General features: G+C 68.7%; 15 protein-coding genes and 4 tRNA genes. 11 read left to right on the plus strand and 8 right to left on the minus strand.

Going from position 1 to position 15759, the window contains the following annotated elements; all coding sequences use genetic code 11:
• Nucleotides 1-2: 2 nt before the first annotated feature.
• The 3 genes from BJ972_RS01900 to BJ972_RS01910 form a co-directional block, all read right to left on the minus strand.
• Nucleotides 3-1205 carry a thiolase family protein gene (locus BJ972_RS01900; protein WP_129174912.1) on the minus strand — a complete coding sequence of 401 codons (1203 nt, stop codon included), beginning with the start codon at nucleotides 1203-1205 and terminating at the stop codon, nucleotides 3-5.
• Between the two features lie 76 nt (nucleotides 1206-1281).
• On the minus strand, nucleotides 1282-2475 hold the full coding sequence (locus BJ972_RS01905; protein ID WP_129174914.1) for an HRDC domain-containing protein: 1194 nt from the start codon (nucleotides 2473-2475) through the stop codon (nucleotides 1282-1284).
• Complete coding sequence (locus BJ972_RS01910) at nucleotides 2468-3061, minus strand: DUF3000 domain-containing protein (protein WP_129174916.1); 594 nt, start codon at nucleotides 3059-3061, stop codon at nucleotides 2468-2470. The genes BJ972_RS01905 and BJ972_RS01910 overlap by 8 nt, the downstream gene beginning before the upstream one ends.
• A 90-nt stretch (nucleotides 3062-3151) precedes the next feature.
• Here BJ972_RS01910 and BJ972_RS01915 point away from each other — a divergent pair, with 90 nt between their 5' ends.
• Nucleotides 3152-4324 (plus strand): alpha/beta hydrolase family protein, encoded by a 1173-nt coding sequence (locus BJ972_RS01915; RefSeq protein ID WP_129174918.1) that lies wholly within the window; start codon nucleotides 3152-3154, stop codon nucleotides 4322-4324.
• Here BJ972_RS01915 and BJ972_RS01920 read toward each other — a convergent pair.
• Both BJ972_RS01920 and BJ972_RS01925 read right to left on the minus strand, forming a co-directional pair.
• Nucleotides 4299-4742: a SufE family protein gene (locus BJ972_RS01920; protein ID WP_129174920.1), complete on the minus strand. Its 444-nt coding sequence runs from the start codon at nucleotides 4740-4742 to the stop codon at nucleotides 4299-4301. The two genes, BJ972_RS01915 and BJ972_RS01920, sit on opposite strands and share 26 nt — an antisense overlap.
• A gap of 37 nt (nucleotides 4743-4779) precedes the next feature.
• The gene (locus BJ972_RS01925; RefSeq protein ID WP_129174922.1) at nucleotides 4780-5679 is read right to left on the minus strand and encodes a sulfurtransferase; all 900 of its coding nucleotides are present in this window, start codon (nucleotides 5677-5679) and stop codon (nucleotides 4780-4782) included.
• 130 nt (nucleotides 5680-5809) lie between these two features.
• On the opposite strand from BJ972_RS01925, the gene zapE reads away from it, so the two are divergent.
• The 4 genes from zapE (at nucleotide 5810) to BJ972_RS01945 (ending at nucleotide 10133) form a co-directional block, all read left to right on the plus strand.
• A complete protein-coding gene (zapE, locus tag BJ972_RS01930; RefSeq protein WP_129174924.1) occupies nucleotides 5810-6859 on the plus strand; it encodes a cell division protein ZapE in 1050 nt (349 codons plus the stop codon).
• A gap of 243 nt (nucleotides 6860-7102) precedes the next feature.
• Nucleotides 7103-8323: an ammonium transporter gene (locus BJ972_RS01935; protein ID WP_129174926.1), complete on the plus strand. Its 1221-nt coding sequence runs from the start codon at nucleotides 7103-7105 to the stop codon at nucleotides 8321-8323.
• A 44-nt stretch (nucleotides 8324-8367) separates the two neighbouring features.
• Nucleotides 8368-8865: a type II toxin-antitoxin system PemK/MazF family toxin gene (locus BJ972_RS01940; RefSeq protein ID WP_241830807.1), complete on the plus strand. Its 498-nt coding sequence runs from the start codon at nucleotides 8368-8370 to the stop codon at nucleotides 8863-8865.
• A 47-nt stretch (nucleotides 8866-8912) separates the two neighbouring features.
• A complete protein-coding gene (locus tag BJ972_RS01945) occupies nucleotides 8913-10133 on the plus strand; it encodes an alpha/beta hydrolase family protein (RefSeq protein ID WP_129174928.1) in 1221 nt (406 codons plus the stop codon).
• A 55-nt stretch (nucleotides 10134-10188) separates the two neighbouring features.
• Here the strand turns inward: BJ972_RS01945 and BJ972_RS01950 are convergent.
• A tRNA-Val gene (locus BJ972_RS01950) sits at nucleotides 10189-10261 on the minus strand.
• 183 nt (nucleotides 10262-10444) lie between these two features.
• On the opposite strand from BJ972_RS01950, the gene BJ972_RS01955 reads away from it, so the two are divergent.
• The 3 genes from BJ972_RS01955 to BJ972_RS01965 all read left to right on the plus strand — a co-directional run bounded on the left by BJ972_RS01955 (nucleotide 10445) and on the right by BJ972_RS01965 (nucleotide 10754).
• Nucleotides 10445-10516 (plus strand) — tRNA-Gly (locus BJ972_RS01955).
• Nucleotides 10517-10582: 66 nt separating this feature from the next.
• A tRNA-Cys gene (locus tag BJ972_RS01960) sits at nucleotides 10583-10656 on the plus strand.
• 23 nt (nucleotides 10657-10679) lie between these two features.
• A tRNA-Val gene (locus tag BJ972_RS01965) sits at nucleotides 10680-10754 on the plus strand.
• Between the two features lie 176 nt (nucleotides 10755-10930).
• Here the strand turns inward: BJ972_RS01965 and hxlA are convergent.
• A complete protein-coding gene (hxlA, locus tag BJ972_RS01970; RefSeq protein WP_129174930.1) occupies nucleotides 10931-11554 on the minus strand; it encodes a 3-hexulose-6-phosphate synthase in 624 nt (207 codons plus the stop codon).
• Nucleotides 11555-11577: 23 nt separating this feature from the next.
• Entirely contained in the window at nucleotides 11578-12141 is a 564-nt protein-coding gene (gene hxlB, locus BJ972_RS01975) for a 6-phospho-3-hexuloisomerase (protein WP_129174932.1), read from the minus strand.
• 101 nt (nucleotides 12142-12242) lie between these two features.
• Between hxlB and BJ972_RS01980 the strand changes: the two genes are divergently transcribed.
• From BJ972_RS01980 to BJ972_RS01990, 3 genes are all read left to right on the plus strand, one after another.
• Nucleotides 12243-13067 carry a helix-turn-helix transcriptional regulator gene (locus BJ972_RS01980; protein WP_241830808.1) on the plus strand — a complete coding sequence of 275 codons (825 nt, stop codon included), beginning with the start codon at nucleotides 12243-12245 and terminating at the stop codon, nucleotides 13065-13067.
• Between the two features lie 80 nt (nucleotides 13068-13147).
• A complete protein-coding gene (gene thrS, locus BJ972_RS01985; protein ID WP_129174934.1) occupies nucleotides 13148-15118 on the plus strand; it encodes a threonine--tRNA ligase in 1971 nt (656 codons plus the stop codon).
• 53 nt (nucleotides 15119-15171) lie between these two features.
• On the plus strand, nucleotides 15172-15678 hold the full coding sequence (locus BJ972_RS01990) for an HIT family protein (protein WP_129175336.1): 507 nt from the start codon (nucleotides 15172-15174) through the stop codon (nucleotides 15676-15678).
• The last annotated feature ends 81 nt before the right edge of the window (nucleotides 15679-15759 follow it).

Below are 15759 nucleotides of genomic sequence, written 5' to 3' on the forward strand. Positions count from 1 at the left end.
CTCTACGCCTTTCCGAACTTCTTGTGGTGGGGGTTCTCCCAGATGACGGTTCCGCCCTGGCCGAGGCCGATGCACATCGCCGTGAGGCCGTAGCGCACGGCGGGGCGCTCTTCGAAGTGGCGGGCGAGCTGGTTCATGAGCCGCACACCGGACGACGCGAGCGGGTGTCCGATCGCGATGGCGCCGCCCCACGGGTTCACGCGCGGGTCGTCGTCGTCGATCCCGAAGTGGTCGAGGAACGAGAGCACCTGCACGGCGAAGGCCTCGTTGAGCTCGAAGAGTCCGATGTCGGTGATCGAGAGACCGGCCTTGCGGAGCGCCTTCTCGGTCGACGGCACGGGGCCGATGCCCATGATCTCGGGCTCGACACCCACGAAGGCGAAGCTCACGAGCCGCATCTTCTTCTGCAGGCCGAGTTCCTTGACGGCGTCGCCGCTCGCGAGGAGCGCCGCGGTCGCACCGTCGTTGAGGCCGGACGCGTTGCCCGCGGTGACCCGGCCGTGCGGGCGGAACGGGGTCTTGAGCCCGGCGAGGCCCTCCATCGTCGTCTCGGGGCGCGGCGCCTCGTCGCGGGTCGCGAGACCCCAGCCCGATTCGCTGCGGATCGCGACGGGGACGAGGTCCTGCTGGATCTTGCCGGCAGCGTAGGCCGCGGCGACCTTCTGCTGGCTGCCGAGGGCGAAGCGGTCGGAGCGCTCCTTCGTCAGCTGCGGGAAGCGGTCGTGGATGCGTTCGGCGGTCGCGCCCATCACGAGGGCATCCTCCGAGACGAGATGCTCCGCGAGGAAGCGCGGGTTGGGGTCGACGCCCGATCCCATCGGGTGGCGTCCCATGTGCTCGACACCGCCGGCGATGGCGACGTCGTAGGCGCCGAATCCGATCGAGGCGGCCATCATCGACACGCTCGTCATCGCACCCGCGCACATGCGGTCGATCGAGAAGCCGGGCACCGACTTCGGCAGCCCCGCGAGCAGGGCGGCCGTGCGGCCGAGGGTCAGGCCCTGGTCGCCCGTCTGGGTCGTGGCGGCGATCGCGACGTCGTCGATGCGATCCGTAGGGAGCGAGGGGTTGCGTTCGAGCAGTCCGGTCATCGCTTTGACGACGAGGTCGTCAGCTCGAGTGTTCCAGAACATGCCCTTCTCGCCGGCGCGTCCGAACGGGGTCCGAACACCGTCGACGAAGAAAACATCAGCACTGTGGGCCACGTTGCCTCCACCTTTCCTTGGGTCTGACTCGATCCTAGGAACGGCGTCCGACGGGCGGTGAATCGTTTGCCGGTTCCTACGAAACCTGCTCCGACGCCGGGTCAGAGCTTTGGCTTGCTTCTACAAAGGCATCCGCGATTATCTGTGCGGTTGCCTCAATCTGCCACGGACGTGCACCGAGGTCGGCGAGAGCGGAACCGATGCTCGCGGCATCGGCGTTCGGCGGCGTCCACGCGACACGGCGGAGCAGCTCAGGGGTGAGCAGGTTCTCGACGGGCATGTGGTGCTCTTCCGCGACGGCCATCATCGCGGCCCGAGCGGCGCGCAAGCGGGCATCCGCCTCGGGCTTCCGCTGGGCCCACGAGCGCGGCGGCGGGAGGGAGTCGCCGGGCTGACGAACGGGAGGGAGGTCGGTCGTCGCGAGTCCGCGTTCGACGGCGGCCCACCAGCGGTCGAGCTCGGTGCGACTCGCACGCCCCGAGAAGGTGCGGAGTTCCGACAGCGCACGTCGAGTGCGGGGGAGTTCGTGAGCGACCGCGACGATCGACGCATCGGGGATGATGCGGCCCGGTGCGATGTCGGTCTCGATCGCGAACTCGTCGCGCGCGCGCCACAGCTCGCGGGCGACGGCGAGATTGCGGGGGATACGAACCGAGTGGATGCCGGAGAGCCGGCGCCACGGATCGGCCGGAGCGGGCTTCGCCTCGCGGTGGAGGACGGCGTCGAACTCCTGCCGGGCGATCTCGGTCTTGTCCGCCTCGACGAGTTCGTTCGCGAGGGCGTCGCGCACGTCGACCAAGAGATCGACGTCGAGAGCGGCGTACTTCAGCCACGACTGCGGGAGGGGCCGCGTCGACCAGTCGGCCGCGGAGTGCTCCTTCGCGAGAGTGATGCCGAGGATGTCCTCGACGACGGCGCCGAGTCCGACCTTCTCGCGGCCGAGCAGGCGTGCGGCGAGCTCGGTGTCGAAGATCGTGCTCGGGTCGAGCCCGACTTCGCGGAGGCACGCGAGATCCTGACTCGCCGCGTGCAGCACCCACTCGACGTCGCCGATCGCCTCCTGAAGGGGGCGGAAGTCTCCGATGGGGGGAGGGTCGAACAAGAACGTGCCCGCGCCGCGGCGGTACACCTGGATGAGGTAGGCGCGCTGCGAGTAGCGGAAGCCGCTCGCGCGCTCGGCGTCGACGGCAACGGGGCCGTCTCCGTCGCGGAGCGCGTTCGCGGCCTGGACGAGACCCTCGTAGGTCTCGATAGCGGTGAATTCAGTCACGTCGGGTCCGTCTCTTCGTGAGGAGGCTCACTCCCTCGGATGCCGGCGGGAGGCCGGCGAGCATGCAGAGCAGTTCGCCCCAGCCTTCGACGTGGCTGGAGATGTCGTTCTCGAGCGGCGTCCACGACCCGCGTACCTCGATCTGGGCGCCGTCGCCCTGGCGGGCGAGCTCGCCGAACCCCGTCGAGAGGATCTTGGTCGCCGTGCCCGATGCCGCCGTGTACTGGGCGTTCCGCGCGTCGAGAGCATCGACGAGCCACGACCACGCGACCTCGGCGAGGAACGGGTCGAGCCCGATATCGGTCTCGAGGGGAGCCTGTGCGAAGCACACCACGCGGAAGCTCCCGCCCCAGGCCTCGGGCTCGTCGGGATCGTGGAGGAGGATGAACCGGCCGGTGCCGAGATCCGAATCGCTCCCGTGTCGCGAGGGCGAGACGTCGGCCGCGAGGGCGACCGCCCAGGGGGCGAGCGACGAGGGTGCGGGTATCTCGGTGACGACGAGTTCGTCGCGCGGATTCGCCCGACGCACGGCCTCGAGCGCCGCCTGGAACTCCGGCGGTGGCACGGCTGTCGGGGAATCGGACACGAGTGCAGACTAGAGTCTCAGGTCCATCGGGTCAGGGGAGGCGCGCCGTCCTGCCCGGCACTGGGGGTACGCCAGAGAAGGGGGCACGTGATGCCGAGAACGCCGAGACGGGTCGCGGGCTTCGTGATCGGAGCGGTGGGCGCGCTCGCGTTCGTGGGTGCTGCGGCGGTCGCCGCCGTCACCGTCGTCTTCGCGCGCCGCGTGGTCATTCCTCCGCGTCAGCGCCAGGAGGACGTCGAGATCGTCTCGGTCGACCGGGATGCCGGCATCATCGTCCTCGCGTCGCACCCCGAGTCGCTCATGAGCGGTCGCTACAGCTTCTGGTTCGACTCCGACGCGGGTCACGCCCGACTCGGAGACATCCTGGCGAGCGATGAGGACACCGTCACCCGCTCCCTCCTCTCGGTCGACTTCGGCGATCTCGCCGGCGCGGAGCGCGGCCGATTCAGCGGCTACCTCTACCTGGGGCCCTGGGAGTTCGGGCTGCCCTACGACGACGTCTCGATCGAGACCGAGCTCGGGCCCGCGCCCGCGTGGCTCGTCCCCGCCGAGGCCGACGATGCGCCCTGGGCGATCCTCGTGCACGGCCGGGCTGTCCAGCGTCACGAGGGTCTTCGCGCCGTCCGCGCCGTGCACGACGCCGGGTACACGGCCCTGCTCATCAGCTACCGCAACGACGGCGAGGCGCCCGAGAGCGGGGACGGGCGCTACGGCCTCGGCGACACCGAGTGGGCCGACGTCGATGCCGCCATCCGATTCGCGCGCTCGCACGGCGCCCGCGACGTCGTCCTCCTCGGCTGGTCGATGGGCGGAGCCATCGCCCTGCAGACGCTCCTGCGCTCGCCCGAGGCCGACGTCGTGCGCGGCGTCGTGCTCGACTCGCCGGCGATCGACTGGCTCGACATCCTCGCGTTCCAGGGGGAGCTCGTCGGCCTGCCGGCCGGCCTCTCGGTGACGGTCGCCGGCACGTTGTCGGCGCACCGTCTCGCTGCCCTCGCCGGTCTCGACGAGCCGATCGGATTCACCCGACTCGACGTCGTGAAGGCCGCCGGATCGTTCACGGTGCCCATCCACGTGCTGCACAGCGTCGACGACGGCTACGTGCCGATCACGGGCTCACGCCGACTCGCCGAAGCCCGACCCGACATCGTCACCCTCGACGAGTGGACGGGCGCACTCCACACGAAGCTCTGGAACGACGACGCCGAGCGCTGGGAGCAGGGCGTCGCCGCGGTGCTCACCCGGCTGCGCGACGCTCCCTGAGCTGACGCTTGGTGCGACCGAGAAGGCCCGCCATGCCGCGGATGCGAAGCGGCGAGACGGCGACCGTCAGGCCGAGCGTGTCGGGGTAGTCGTCGGGCACGGCGAGCACCTCGTCGACGGTGAGCCCGTCGAGGCCCTGCGCGAGGATCGAGGCGAAGCCGCGCGTCGTCGGCGATTCTGCGGGAGCGGTCGCGTGCAGGTGCACCCCGCCCGCGTCATCCACCTCGGTGACGATGAAGACGGGCGACTGGCATTCGACGACGCGCTCGAACAGATCGGGGTGGTCGCGGAATCGCTCGGGCAGCTCGGGGAGCTCGTTCGAGAACTCGAGCAGGAGCAGGAGCCGGTCGCTCACCTCGAGTTCGAGGAACTCGTCGCGGATCTCGGCCAACTGGGCGGGAAGGGTCGATTCGGTCATCCCGACCATTCTCTCGCAGCGGGACCGACGCCGGGCCTCAGCGCGCAGGGACCTCGCCGCGCTCGGGACCGGACACGATCGGAACACGGACCGCGCTGCCCCACTCGGTCCACGAGCCGTCGTAGTTGCGGACGTTCTCGTAACCCAGCAGGTGCTCGAGCACGAACCACGTGTGGCTCGAGCGCTCACCGATGCGGCAGTAGGCGATGATCGGCTCGTCGGCGGAGAGACCGACCTCGTCGGTGTAGATGGCGTCGAGTTCGGCGCGCGTGCGGAACGTCGCGTCGGGTGCGGCGGCGCGCGCCCAGGGCACGGATGCCGCGGTGGGGATGTGACCGGCGCGGAGCGCACCCTCCTCGGGGTAGGCGGGCGCGCTCGTGCGCTGGCCGCTGTACTCCTCGGGCGAACGCACGTCGATGAGCGGGTGGCCGAGGTGAGCCAGCACGTCGTCCTTGAAGGCGCGGATCGCTGAATCGTCGCGCTCGACGACGGGGTAGTCGGTCGGCGCCGGCGTCACTCGGTCGGTCGTGAGTTCGCGGCCCTCGGCGATCCAGAGGTCGCGGCCGCCGTCGAGCAGCCGCACGTCCTCGTGGCCGAAGAGGCTGAACACCCAGAGGGCGTAGGCCGCCCACCAGTTGTTCTTGTCGCCGTAGATGACGACGGTCGAGTCGCGCGAGATGCCCTTCGACGACAAGAGAGCAGCGAACTGCTCGCCCGTGAGGTAGTCGCGCACGACGGGGTCGTTGAGCTCGGTGTGCCAGTCGACCTTGACCGCTCCGGGGATGTGACCCGTCTCGTACAGCAGCACGTCTTCGTCGGACTCGACGACGACCAGACCGGGGTCGCCCCGGTGCTCGTCGAGCCACGCGGTCGAGACGAGGCGTTCGGGGTGCGCGTAGTCGGCGAACTTGGCAGCGGGATCGAATGCGACGGTCATGAGTCCTCCGTGGGCGGGATCGTGCGGGCGGCAGGTCTAGGCTGGAGGCCGCCCTGCCGTCGAATCTACGCGCTGGCGGGCGTACGACGAGCGCCCGTGTCATCCGGGGCAACACGAGAGGCGGGCTCCCATGGTGTCGACGTCGAGCGGTTCGCTCGTGCGGATCACGGAACGCGTTCCGTCGATCAGCGGTGCAGAGATCGCCGCAGAGCTCTCGCCGCCCCCGCAGTTCGAGCACGCGTCGTTCGACTCGTACCGCACCGACCCCGACTTCCCGTCCCAGCAGGAGGCCGTGGAGCGCCTTCGCGAGTTCGCCGCCGTCTGGCGTGCGCAGCGCCCCGGCGGATTCTTCTCCCGCAACCGGAAGCCCAAGGCCGAGAAGCCGGGCATCTACCTCGACGGCGGATTCGGCGTCGGCAAGACGCACCTGCTCGCCGCGCTCTGGCACGGGGCGCCCGGGCCCAAGTACTTCGGAACGTTCATCGAGTACACGGCGCTCGTCGGGGCCCTCGGCTACGTGCCGGCCCTCGCGCTCCTCTCGGGGGCGAAGCTCATCTGCATCGACGAGTTCGAGCTCGACGATCCGGGCGACACGATGCTCATGACGCGGTTCCTCGGCGAACTCATGGCGGGGGGCACTCAGGTCGCCGCCACGTCCAACACGCCGCCGAACGCACTCGGTGAGGGGCGCTTCGCCGCCGCCGACTTCCTGCGCGAGATCCACGCCCTCTCGTCGAACTTCCAGACTCTCCGCATCGACGGGCTCGACTACCGTCGCCGCGCGACCGAAGGCGGTGCGGTGAGCGTCGACGACGAGGCGCTGACGCGAACGGTCGACGCACTCGTGGCCGGCGGCCACACCGTCGCGCTCGACGACTTCGATGCCCTCATCTCCCACCTCGCGACCGTCCACCCGTCGAAGTACGTGAAGCTCCTGTCGGGGGTCGACGTCATCGCGCTGCGCGGCGTCCGCGTCCTGAGCAACCAGAACGACGCCCTGCGGCTCGTGGCGTTCATCGACCGCGTCTACGACGCCGAGATCCCCATCGTCGCGAGCGGCGTCGCCCTCAGCGATGCCTTCGACGACGAGATGATGTCGGGCGGCTACCGCAAGAAGTACCTGCGCGCGATCTCGCGCCTCATCGCCCTCACGACGGGCGAGCTCCCTCCTCACGACTGAGCGACGTCGTCCGCTCCGCCCGTCGTGCCCTGTTCGGGGGAACCTCGGCAACCTCTCGGTGCGTTCCGTGCTGGCCGAAACATCCTCTTTACATTCGCGCTCGGTTCGTAACCGACCCGAAACACGATCGGTTCCCTGGGCGAAACGTCGCGGCAGCAGTCTGAATGCCGTACCCGCGAACGGCACTCGACTCTCGGACCCCGCGGTACACCCCCAGAAAATCGAGAGGTGTGAGGAAAACCTATGGATACGGGAAACATTGCGTGGGTCATCATGGCCACGGCGCTCGTTCTCTTCATGACGCCGGGCGTCGCATTCTTCTATGGCGGTCTCGTCAAGGCGAAGAGCGTCGTCAGCATGATGATGATGAGCTTCGGAGCACTCGGCCTCATCGCCGTGCTGTGGATTCTCTACGGCTACAGCATGACCGCGGTCGACGGCGTGTGGGACTTCGCCGGAAACCCGTTCTCGGACTTCGGTCTCGGGTCGCTCGCGACGGGTGAATCCGCCAACACCGACCTGCTCGGTGCGGCGTACGGCTCGACCTTCGCCATCATCACCGTCGCCCTCATCTCGGGTGCCATCGCCGACCGCGCCAAGTTCGGCGCGTGGATGATCTTCGCCGGTATCTGGGCGACGCTCGTCTACTTCCCCGTGGCCGCATGGGTCTGGGGCGGCGGCTGGATCATGAACCTCGGCGAGACCCTCGGGCTCCCTGAGGTCATCGACTACGCCGGTGGAACCGTCGTGCACATCAACGCCGGTGCTGCAGCCCTCGCCCTCGCTCTCGTCCTCGGCAAGCGCGTCGGGTTCCAGAAGGGCTTCGACAAGCCGCACAATGTGCCCCTCACGCTCCTCGGTGCGGCGATCCTCTGGTTCGGCTGGTTCGGCTTCAACGCCGGTGCCGAGTGGGCGAACGACCTCGCCGGCACGGGCCTCATCGTCATCAACACGATCGGTGCGACCGCTGCGGCCATCATCGGTTGGCTCGTCGTCGAGAAGTTCAAGGACGGCAAGCCGACCTCCGTCGGTGCCGCCTCGGGTGCCGTCGCCGGTCTCGTCGCCATCACCCCGTCGTGCGCCAACCTCGAGCCGGGCTGGGCGCTCCTCCTCGGTATCGTCGCCGGTGCCGTCTGCGCCCTGGCCGTCGAGCTGAAGTTCAAGCTCGGCTATGACGACTCGCTCGACGTCGTGGGCATCCACCTCGTCGGTGGCCTCATCGGTGCCCTGTACCTCGGCTTCTTCGCGATCGACACCGGTCTCTTCACCGGTGGCGACCTCGGACAGCTGGCTACGCAGGCCATCGCCGCCTTCGCCGTCCTCATCTACTCGTTCGTCCTGGCCTTCATCATCGGCTTCGCGATCGAGAAGACGATCGGTTTCCGCATCAAGAACGAAGACGAGCTCGCCGGAGTGGACACCACCGTCCACGGCGAGTCGGGCTACAAGCTCGAGACCGTATAAAACACAGCGGCATCGCCGACAGGGCGGTGGGGTAGCGTGCACTCGTGCGCTTCCTCACCGCCCTTCGTCGTCTGCTCCCCGCCCGACGGACGCCCGCGGCGCCGACGCGCGCCGGCTCGGCCGGGTCTGCGATGTCGACGGATGCCACGGTCGAGGTCGACCCCCGTCGCCTCGGTCGCGTGCGCCTCTCGTACGCGCCGCAGCGCGACAGCGAGCCCGATCCGGGCGAGATCGTGTGGACGTGGGTCCCGTTCGAGGAGAACGACGGCCGCGGCAAGGACCGCCCGGTCGTCGTCGTCGCGGCGGGTGCCGACGGCAGTCACCTCGCGGTTCGTCTCACGAGCCACCCTCGCGCCGGCGACCCCGACTACCTCTCGATCGGTCGAGGCGATTGGGATTCGCAGGGGCGGGAGAGCTGGGTCGATCTCGGTCGCGTGTTCCGGGTGTCGGCCGGGGGAGTGCGACGCGAGGCGAGCGCCCTCGATTCCGCGAGGTACACGCGCGTCGCTGCGGCGCTCTCGAAGCGTTACGGCTGGCGCTGAGAGGCGAGCGCCGCCATACTGCCTCTCACGAGAGTGAGGATTCGACGATGAGACGTACGCCGTCCCGCATCACGCCGTTCTCCGGCAACCCCGACTTCGACTTCGAGATCCGATCCGCCCTCGGGCGCGCGGTCGCCGGGGGAGGCGACCCGGGCGAGATCCTCGCGGCGACCGAGTCGGTGAAGAAGAACGATCACGACGGCTGGTACGCGGCCTGGTCCGCCCTCGCTCGACGCACCGCCGCTGCCGCTGCGGCCTCGGCGGACGCCGGACACCGGGTCAGCGCTGCCGGAGCGTACCTGCGTGCCTCGGATTACCACGCCGTCGCCGTCAACGCCCTCAGCGCGCAGGGCGACGACGCACGGCTGCGAGCCGAGTTCGCCGAGCAGCAGAGGGCGTGGCAGGGATTCCTCGACACCACCTCGGCGGATGTCGCGGCGATCGACATCCCGTACGAGGGCGCCTCACTGCCGGGCCTCTACGCGCGTGCGCGGGTGTCGGGGGCGCCGACGCTCGTCGCCGTGAACGGCAGCGACGGCTCGCTCGCGGCGCTGTGGTCGGCGTGCGCTCAGCCGGCACTCGATCGCGGCTGGAACGTCGTGCTCTTCGACGGCCCGGGGCAGCAGAGCGAGCTCTTCGTGCGGAACACGACGTTCCGGCCGGACTTCGAGAGAGTGCTCACCCCGGTGCTCGACGCCGCGCTCGGGCTCGACGGGGTCGACCCGTCTCGGATCGCGGTCTACGGCATCAGTCAGGGCGGTTACGGCGTCGCTCGCGCCCTCGCCTTCGAGCACCGGTTCGCCGCTGCCGTCACCGACCCGGGCATCGTCGACGTGTCGACGTCGTGGACGAGTCACCTTCCGAAGAGTCTGCTCGCGACGCTCGATCGCGGTGAGGTCGAGAAGTTCGACCGAGAGATGGCGCTCGGGTTGAAGCTCTCTCCCGACACCGCTCGCACGTGGGCGTTCCGCGCCCGTCCGTACGGCACCGAGGGCTACGGCGAGACGATCCAGGCCGTTCGCGCGTACACGGTCGCGGATGTCGCGGGGCGTATCGAGACGCCGCTGCTCATCCTCTCGCCCGAGAACGAGCAGTTCTGGCCGGGGCAGGCGGAGGAACTCGCGTCGCTCACGAGTGCGGTCTCGACGGTCATCCGCTTCACCGCGGAGGAGGGGGCCGACGGCCATTGCCAGCCGATGGCCCGCGCTCTCACGGCCGAGCGGATGTTCGATTGGCTCGACGACAAGCTCGCGCGCGAGCCGCGGTGACGTTCTCGTCGGCATCCGGGCATGAAGAAAGCCCGGGGTGGAGCCCGGGCTTTCGTGGGCGATACCAGACTCGAACTGATGACCTCTTCCGTGTGAAGGAAGCGCGCTACCAACTGCGCCAATCGCCCTGATGCACTGCGATCCTCGCGGAAGCAGCGGACTCGATACTAGCCCACGCGCGGGCCCGGGCGCACATCGGCGGCCTCGAAACAGGCGTCTGTGCCGCCTCGGTAACGGTGAGATGGCCTCAGTTTGTTATTCGCGCGAACTGTGGGTTAGAGTCTCTCTGCACGCAGAAATGCGGCGCAAATGCGGATGTGGCGCAGTGGTAGCGCATCACCTTGCCAAGGTGAGGGTCGCGAGTTCGAATCTCGTCATCCGCTCGAAATGAAGTGGGTCGTCTCTTCGGAAACGACCCGGTTCTTTTCTCTGGTGGTAACCGCAGGAACGGTGGATTGGCCGAGAGGCGAGGCAGCGGCCTGCAAAGCCGTATACACGGGTTCGAATCCCGTATCCACCTCCAAGCTGGAACTCGATTCCAGCCTTGGGCGATTGGCGCAGCGGTAGCGCGCTTCCCTGACACGGAAGAGGTCACTGGTTCGATCCCAGTATCGCCCACCACCAAGCCCCCGGTTCGCCGGGGGCTTTTTTCATGTCCGGCCCCTGCCGCCCCTGCGAGTTGCCACGAATGGCCCGTGCGAGGCGCCCCGCACGGGCCATTCGTGGCAACTCGCACGGTCGCCGACCGACGACGGGCGGGCGCGGAGAGTTACCCGCGCCCGCCCGTCGTGCTCCGACTACTTGATCGCGGCGCGGAGTGCGGCTGCTGCGGCTCCCACGTCGGGAGCTCCGTAGATGGCGCCACCGGCGACTGCGACGTCGGCACCGGCATCCTGCACCGATTCGATCGTCGAGACGCTCACGCCTCCCGCGACCGAGAAGGGGACGCCTGAGGCGCGGCCGTCGTCGAGGAGCGTCGAGAACGTGAATCCATCCTCGGCCTGCTCGTCGAGCCCCGCGTGCATCTCGACGAACTGGGCGCCGAGTTCGACGACCTCCTTCGCGCGAGCGGCCTTGTCCTTCACGCCGATGAGGTCGACGACGATGCCCTTGCCGTGCTTGGTCGCGGCCTTGACGGCTCCGACGATCGTGCTGTCGCCCGCGGTTCCGAGGACGGTGACGAGATCGGCGCCGGCGCCGAACGCGATGTCGGCTTCGAGCTCGCCGGCATCCATCGTCTTCAGGTCGGCGAAGACGATCTTGTCGGGGTGGGCGTCCTTGATCGCGCGGATCGCCGAGAGGCCCTCGCTCTTGATGAGCGGGGTGCCGAGCTCGAGGATGTCGACGTGGGGAGCCGCGGCCGCAGCGAGCTCGAGGGCTGCTTCGGTCGTGAGGGTGTCCATGGCGAACTGCAGTTTCATAGTGTTCCTTCTCTTTTGGGGGTTCATTCGAGGTTCGCGTGGCGCGGCCACAAGTCATCGGCGGTCTCGCCCGAGGCCTTCCACAGGCCGTGGAAGAGCGCGTCGCCGACGAGGACGACGGTCTGCTCGAAGAGGCTTCCGGCGTACTGATCGCTCGCCGTACCCGAGCGGTCCTGTTTCGTGGCGGCCGGGACGACGATCACGTCGTCGGCGAGTGCGGCGAGGGGGGAGTCGGCGACGGAGGTGATCGCGGCGACGGCCGCTCCCGATTCCTTCGCGGTCTCGGCGGCGGAGACGATTCCCGCGGTCGTGCCCGATCCGCTCGCCGTGAGCAGGACGTCGCCCTCTCGGATCGCCGGGGTCGTGACCTCGCCGACGACGTGGACCGTGAGGCCGAGGTGCATGAGGCGCATCGCCGTCATCCGCAGGGCGAGGCCGGAGCGGCCCGCGCCGTGCACGAAGACGCGGTCGGCGGTCCTCAGTCGCTCGGCGAACGGCGACAGGTCGGCGTCGGCGACGGAGGCGATCGAGTCGCGGAGTTCGCGAGAGAGGGTACGGAGGGCGTCAGAGGGGTCTGCAACGGGCATCACTCCATACTTCGCTCGTGGGCTCACATTCCGGGCTCTCCGCTCGGGGCGTTCGGACTACCCGATGGGATGGGTGCGGCACGGAGGGATAGGTTCGATGCATGACGATGACCGAGACGACCTCGCCCGCGACACGTCGGCTGATCGCCGAGAACGCCCGCTTCGTCGCCGAACTCGCCGACCGGCACTCGGTGACGCTCGAATCGCTGCTCGCGATCCTGCGTTCGACGCGCCTCGGCGATCAGGCGGCCCGTGCCGCGGCGATCGACGTGGCGGCGGCTGCCCTCGTCGGTCTCCGCACCGAGACCGATCAGCAGCGCAGCGTGACGCTCGAACCGGTCGTCGGCGCCTTCCAGCGGCTGCGCGCCGATCTCCGGCCCCTCGTGCGTTTCGGAGGCCTCGACGTGCAGTTCGTCGAGCCGCCCGCGACGGGTCGTGCGCTCCCGGGCGAGGTGGCACATGCCGCGCGCGCCATCGTGCGCACCGCGGTGCTCGCCTTCGTCGACTCGGGTGACACGTCACGCGTGCGCATCCAGTGGGATTGCGACGGCCTGAACCTCCTCATCCGAATCCGCGACGACGGGCGGGGCGAGCTGACCGTGCACGACGATTCACTGCGCCCGATCGCCGAACGCGTCGCGGCACTGGACGGCGAACTCGACGTCTCCTCGACGCCCGGGTGGGGCTCCGACGTCGGAATCGTGCTGCCGCTCGACCCGCCCGATCAGCTCGAACCGCTCGAGGATGTCTCCGAGCTGAGCGTGCGCGAACGGGACGTCCTCCGTCTCCTCGTCGAGGGCCGCCCGAACGGCGAGATCGCGCGGGTGCTCGGCATCAGCGTGAACACGGTCAAGTTCCACGTCTCCAACCTGCTGCGGAAGACCGGCTCCCGGAATCGGGCCGAGCTCGCCGGTCTCGCCCGCTGAGACCCGCTCGCGTCGACGGGCGGGCTCTCGCGCGGCACTACAGTTGTAGGGTTCGTGTTCTCAGTCAAGGAGTGGATCAGGTGGCCGACGGCTTCGCGCTCTTCACCGACCGATCCGTTGTCGCAATGAGCGTCAACGGCGAGTTGAAAGACCTCGCCGCTACGGTGACGGATGACGACACGGTCGAGCCCGTGACGATCGATTCGCCCGACGGGCTGAACATCCTCCGCCACTCGGCGGCGCACGTGCTCGCCCAGGCTGTGCAGACGGTCAACCCCGAGGCCAAGCTCGGCATCGGTCCTCCCGTCACCGACGGCTTCTACTACGACTTCGACGTCGCCGAGCCGTTCACGCCGGAAGACCTCAAGGCCCTCGACAAAGAGATGGCCCGCATCATCCGTCAGGGCCAGCGGTTCGTCCGCCGCGTCGTCACCGACGACGAGGCGCGCGCCGAGCTCGCGAACGAGCCGTACAAGCTCGAACTCATCGGCCTCAAGGGCGGAGCGGCTGAAGGCAACGACGGCGAGTCCGTCGAGGTCGGCGCCGGCGAACTGACTATCTACGACAACGTCGACGGCAAGACGGGAGAGGTCTACTGGAAGGACCTCTGCCGCGGACCGCACCTGCCGAACACCCGCATGATCGGCAACGGCTGGTCGCTCATGCGCGTCGCCGCAGCCTATTGGCGCGGCTCGGAGAAGAACCCGCAGCTGCAGCGCATCTACGGCACCGCGTGGCCGACGAAGGACGAGCTGCGCGCGTACCAGACGCGCCTCGAGGAGGCCGCGAAGCGCGACCACCGCAAGCTCGGCGCCGAGCTCGACCTCTTCAGCTTCCCGGACGAGATCGGTTCGGGCCTCGCGGTCTTCCACCCCAAGGGCGGGATCATCCGTGCCGAGATCGAGGACTACATGCGCGAGCGTCTGCTCGCGAACGACTACGAGCTCGTCAACACGCCCCACATCACGAAGGGGCACCTCTACGAGATCAGCCAGCACCTCAACTGGTACCGCGAGGGCATGTTCCCTCCCATGCACCTCGATGAAGAGACGGATGCCGAGGGCAACGTCACGCGCCAGGGCCAGGACTACTACCTGAAGCCCATGAACTGCCCGATGCACAACCTGATCTTCCGGGCTCGCGGGCGCAGCTACCGCGAATTGCCGCTCCGCCTCGCGGAGTTCGGCACCGTGTACCGCTACGAGAAGAGCGGAACCCTCTCGGGCCTCACCCGCGTGCGCGGACTGACGCAGGACGACGCCCACATCTACGTCACCGACGAGCAGATCAAGGACGAGGTCGCGCGTCAGCTCGAGTTCGTGCTCGAGACCCTGCGCGGCTACGGGCTCGACGACTTCTACCTCGAGCTCTCGACGAAGGACCCCGAGAAGTACGTGGGCTCTGACGAGGCGTGGGAGATCGCGACCGACACGCTGCGCGAGGTCGCGGTCGAGTCGGGCCTCGAACTCGTCGCCGACCCCGGGGGAGCGGCCTTCTACGGGCCGAAGATCTCGGTTCAGGCGCGCGACGCGATCGGCCGAACCTGGCAGCTCTCGACCGTGCAGCTCGACTTCAACCAGCCCGAACTCTTCGAGCTCGAGTACACGGCGTCCGACGGCACGCGCAAGCAGCCGGCGATGATCCACCGTGCTCTCCTCGGCTCGGTCGAGCGCTTCTTCGCGATCCTGCTCGAGCACTACGCCGGGGCGTTCCCCGCGTGGCTCGCTCCCGTGCAGGTCGTCGGAATCCCCGTCGCCAACGACTACGCCGACTACCTCGGTGAGGTCATCGGTCGACTCCGCGCCGAGGGCGTGCGCGCTCAGCTCGACGCGAGCGACGACCGCATGCAGAAGAAGATCCGCAATCACACGAAGGCGAAGGTCCCCTTCCAGCTCATCGCCGGTGAAGAGGACCGCGCCGGCGGAACCGTGAGCTTCCGCTTCCGCGACGGCAGCCAGCAGAACGGTGTCCCCATCGACGACGCGATCGCTCGCATCCGAGCGGCGATCGCCGAGCACGTGCTCGTGGATTCGGAAGCCGACTTCGCGTGAGCTCCGCGACGCCGGACGAGTTCGAGGGGGTGCCGACGCAGCTCTCGAGTGAGATGGCGGGCGTTCCCGACGCCTTCCAGCGGCTGTGGACCCCGCACCGTCTCGTCTACATCCAGACGGGGCAGCAGCCCGAGGAGCACGCGTGCCCGTTCTGCCGTGCACCCGAGATGGATGACGTCGAGTCGCTCATCGTCGCGCGCGGCGAGCACGCCTTCGTGCTCCTCAACCTCTTCCCCTACAACAGCGGTCACCTGCTCGTGTGCCCCTATCGGCACATTGCGACCTATGACGAGGCGAGCGTCGAGGAGGTCGCCGAGATCGGTAGCCTGACGCAGACCGCGATGCGCGTGCTGAAGTCGGTCTCGAAGTGCGACGGCTTCAACCTCGGTATGAACCAGGGGCGCATCGCCGGTGCGGGAATCGCCGAGCACCTGCATCAGCACATCGTTCCGCGGTGGGCCCTCGACTCGAACTTCTTCCCGATCATCGCGCAGACCAAGGCCGTTCCCCAGCTGCTCGGTGACGTGCGGCGGGAGATCGCCGAAGCCTGGCCCGCGTAGACCCCCCTCACGCGACACCACGTCTGCTCCCGCAGGCAGCATGCGACATCGTGGCGAGACGCCCTCGAACACAGCAAGGAA

The sequence above is a fragment of the Agromyces atrinae genome (genome assembly GCF_013407835.1).
GTDB classification, from domain to species: Bacteria; Actinomycetota; Actinomycetes; order Actinomycetales; family Microbacteriaceae; genus Agromyces; species Agromyces atrinae.

Excerpts from the sequence above, each read along its gene's own strand:
- BJ972_RS01915 (WP_129174918.1), top strand. The coding sequence starts at position 3,152 with ATGCCGAGAACGCCGAGACGGGTCGCGGGCTTCGTGATCGGAGCGGTG.
- BJ972_RS01920 (WP_129174920.1), bottom strand. The coding sequence starts at position 4,742 with ATGACCGAATCGACCCTTCCCGCCCAGTTGGCCGAGATCCGCGACGAG.
- BJ972_RS01925 (WP_129174922.1), bottom strand. The coding sequence starts at position 5,679 with ATGACCGTCGCATTCGATCCCGCTGCCAAGTTCGCCGACTACGCGCAC.
- zapE (WP_129174924.1), top strand. The coding sequence starts at position 5,810 with ATGGTGTCGACGTCGAGCGGTTCGCTCGTGCGGATCACGGAACGCGTT.
- BJ972_RS01935 (WP_129174926.1), top strand. The coding sequence starts at position 7,103 with ATGGATACGGGAAACATTGCGTGGGTCATCATGGCCACGGCGCTCGTT.
- BJ972_RS01945 (WP_129174928.1), top strand. The coding sequence starts at position 8,913 with ATGAGACGTACGCCGTCCCGCATCACGCCGTTCTCCGGCAACCCCGAC.
- hxlA (WP_129174930.1), bottom strand. The coding sequence starts at position 11,554 with ATGAAACTGCAGTTCGCCATGGACACCCTCACGACCGAAGCAGCCCTC.
- hxlB (WP_129174932.1), bottom strand. The coding sequence starts at position 12,141 with ATGCCCGTTGCAGACCCCTCTGACGCCCTCCGTACCCTCTCTCGCGAA.
- BJ972_RS01980 (WP_241830808.1), top strand. The coding sequence starts at position 12,243 with ATGACGATGACCGAGACGACCTCGCCCGCGACACGTCGGCTGATCGCC.
- BJ972_RS01990 (WP_129175336.1), top strand. The coding sequence starts at position 15,172 with ATGGCGGGCGTTCCCGACGCCTTCCAGCGGCTGTGGACCCCGCACCGT.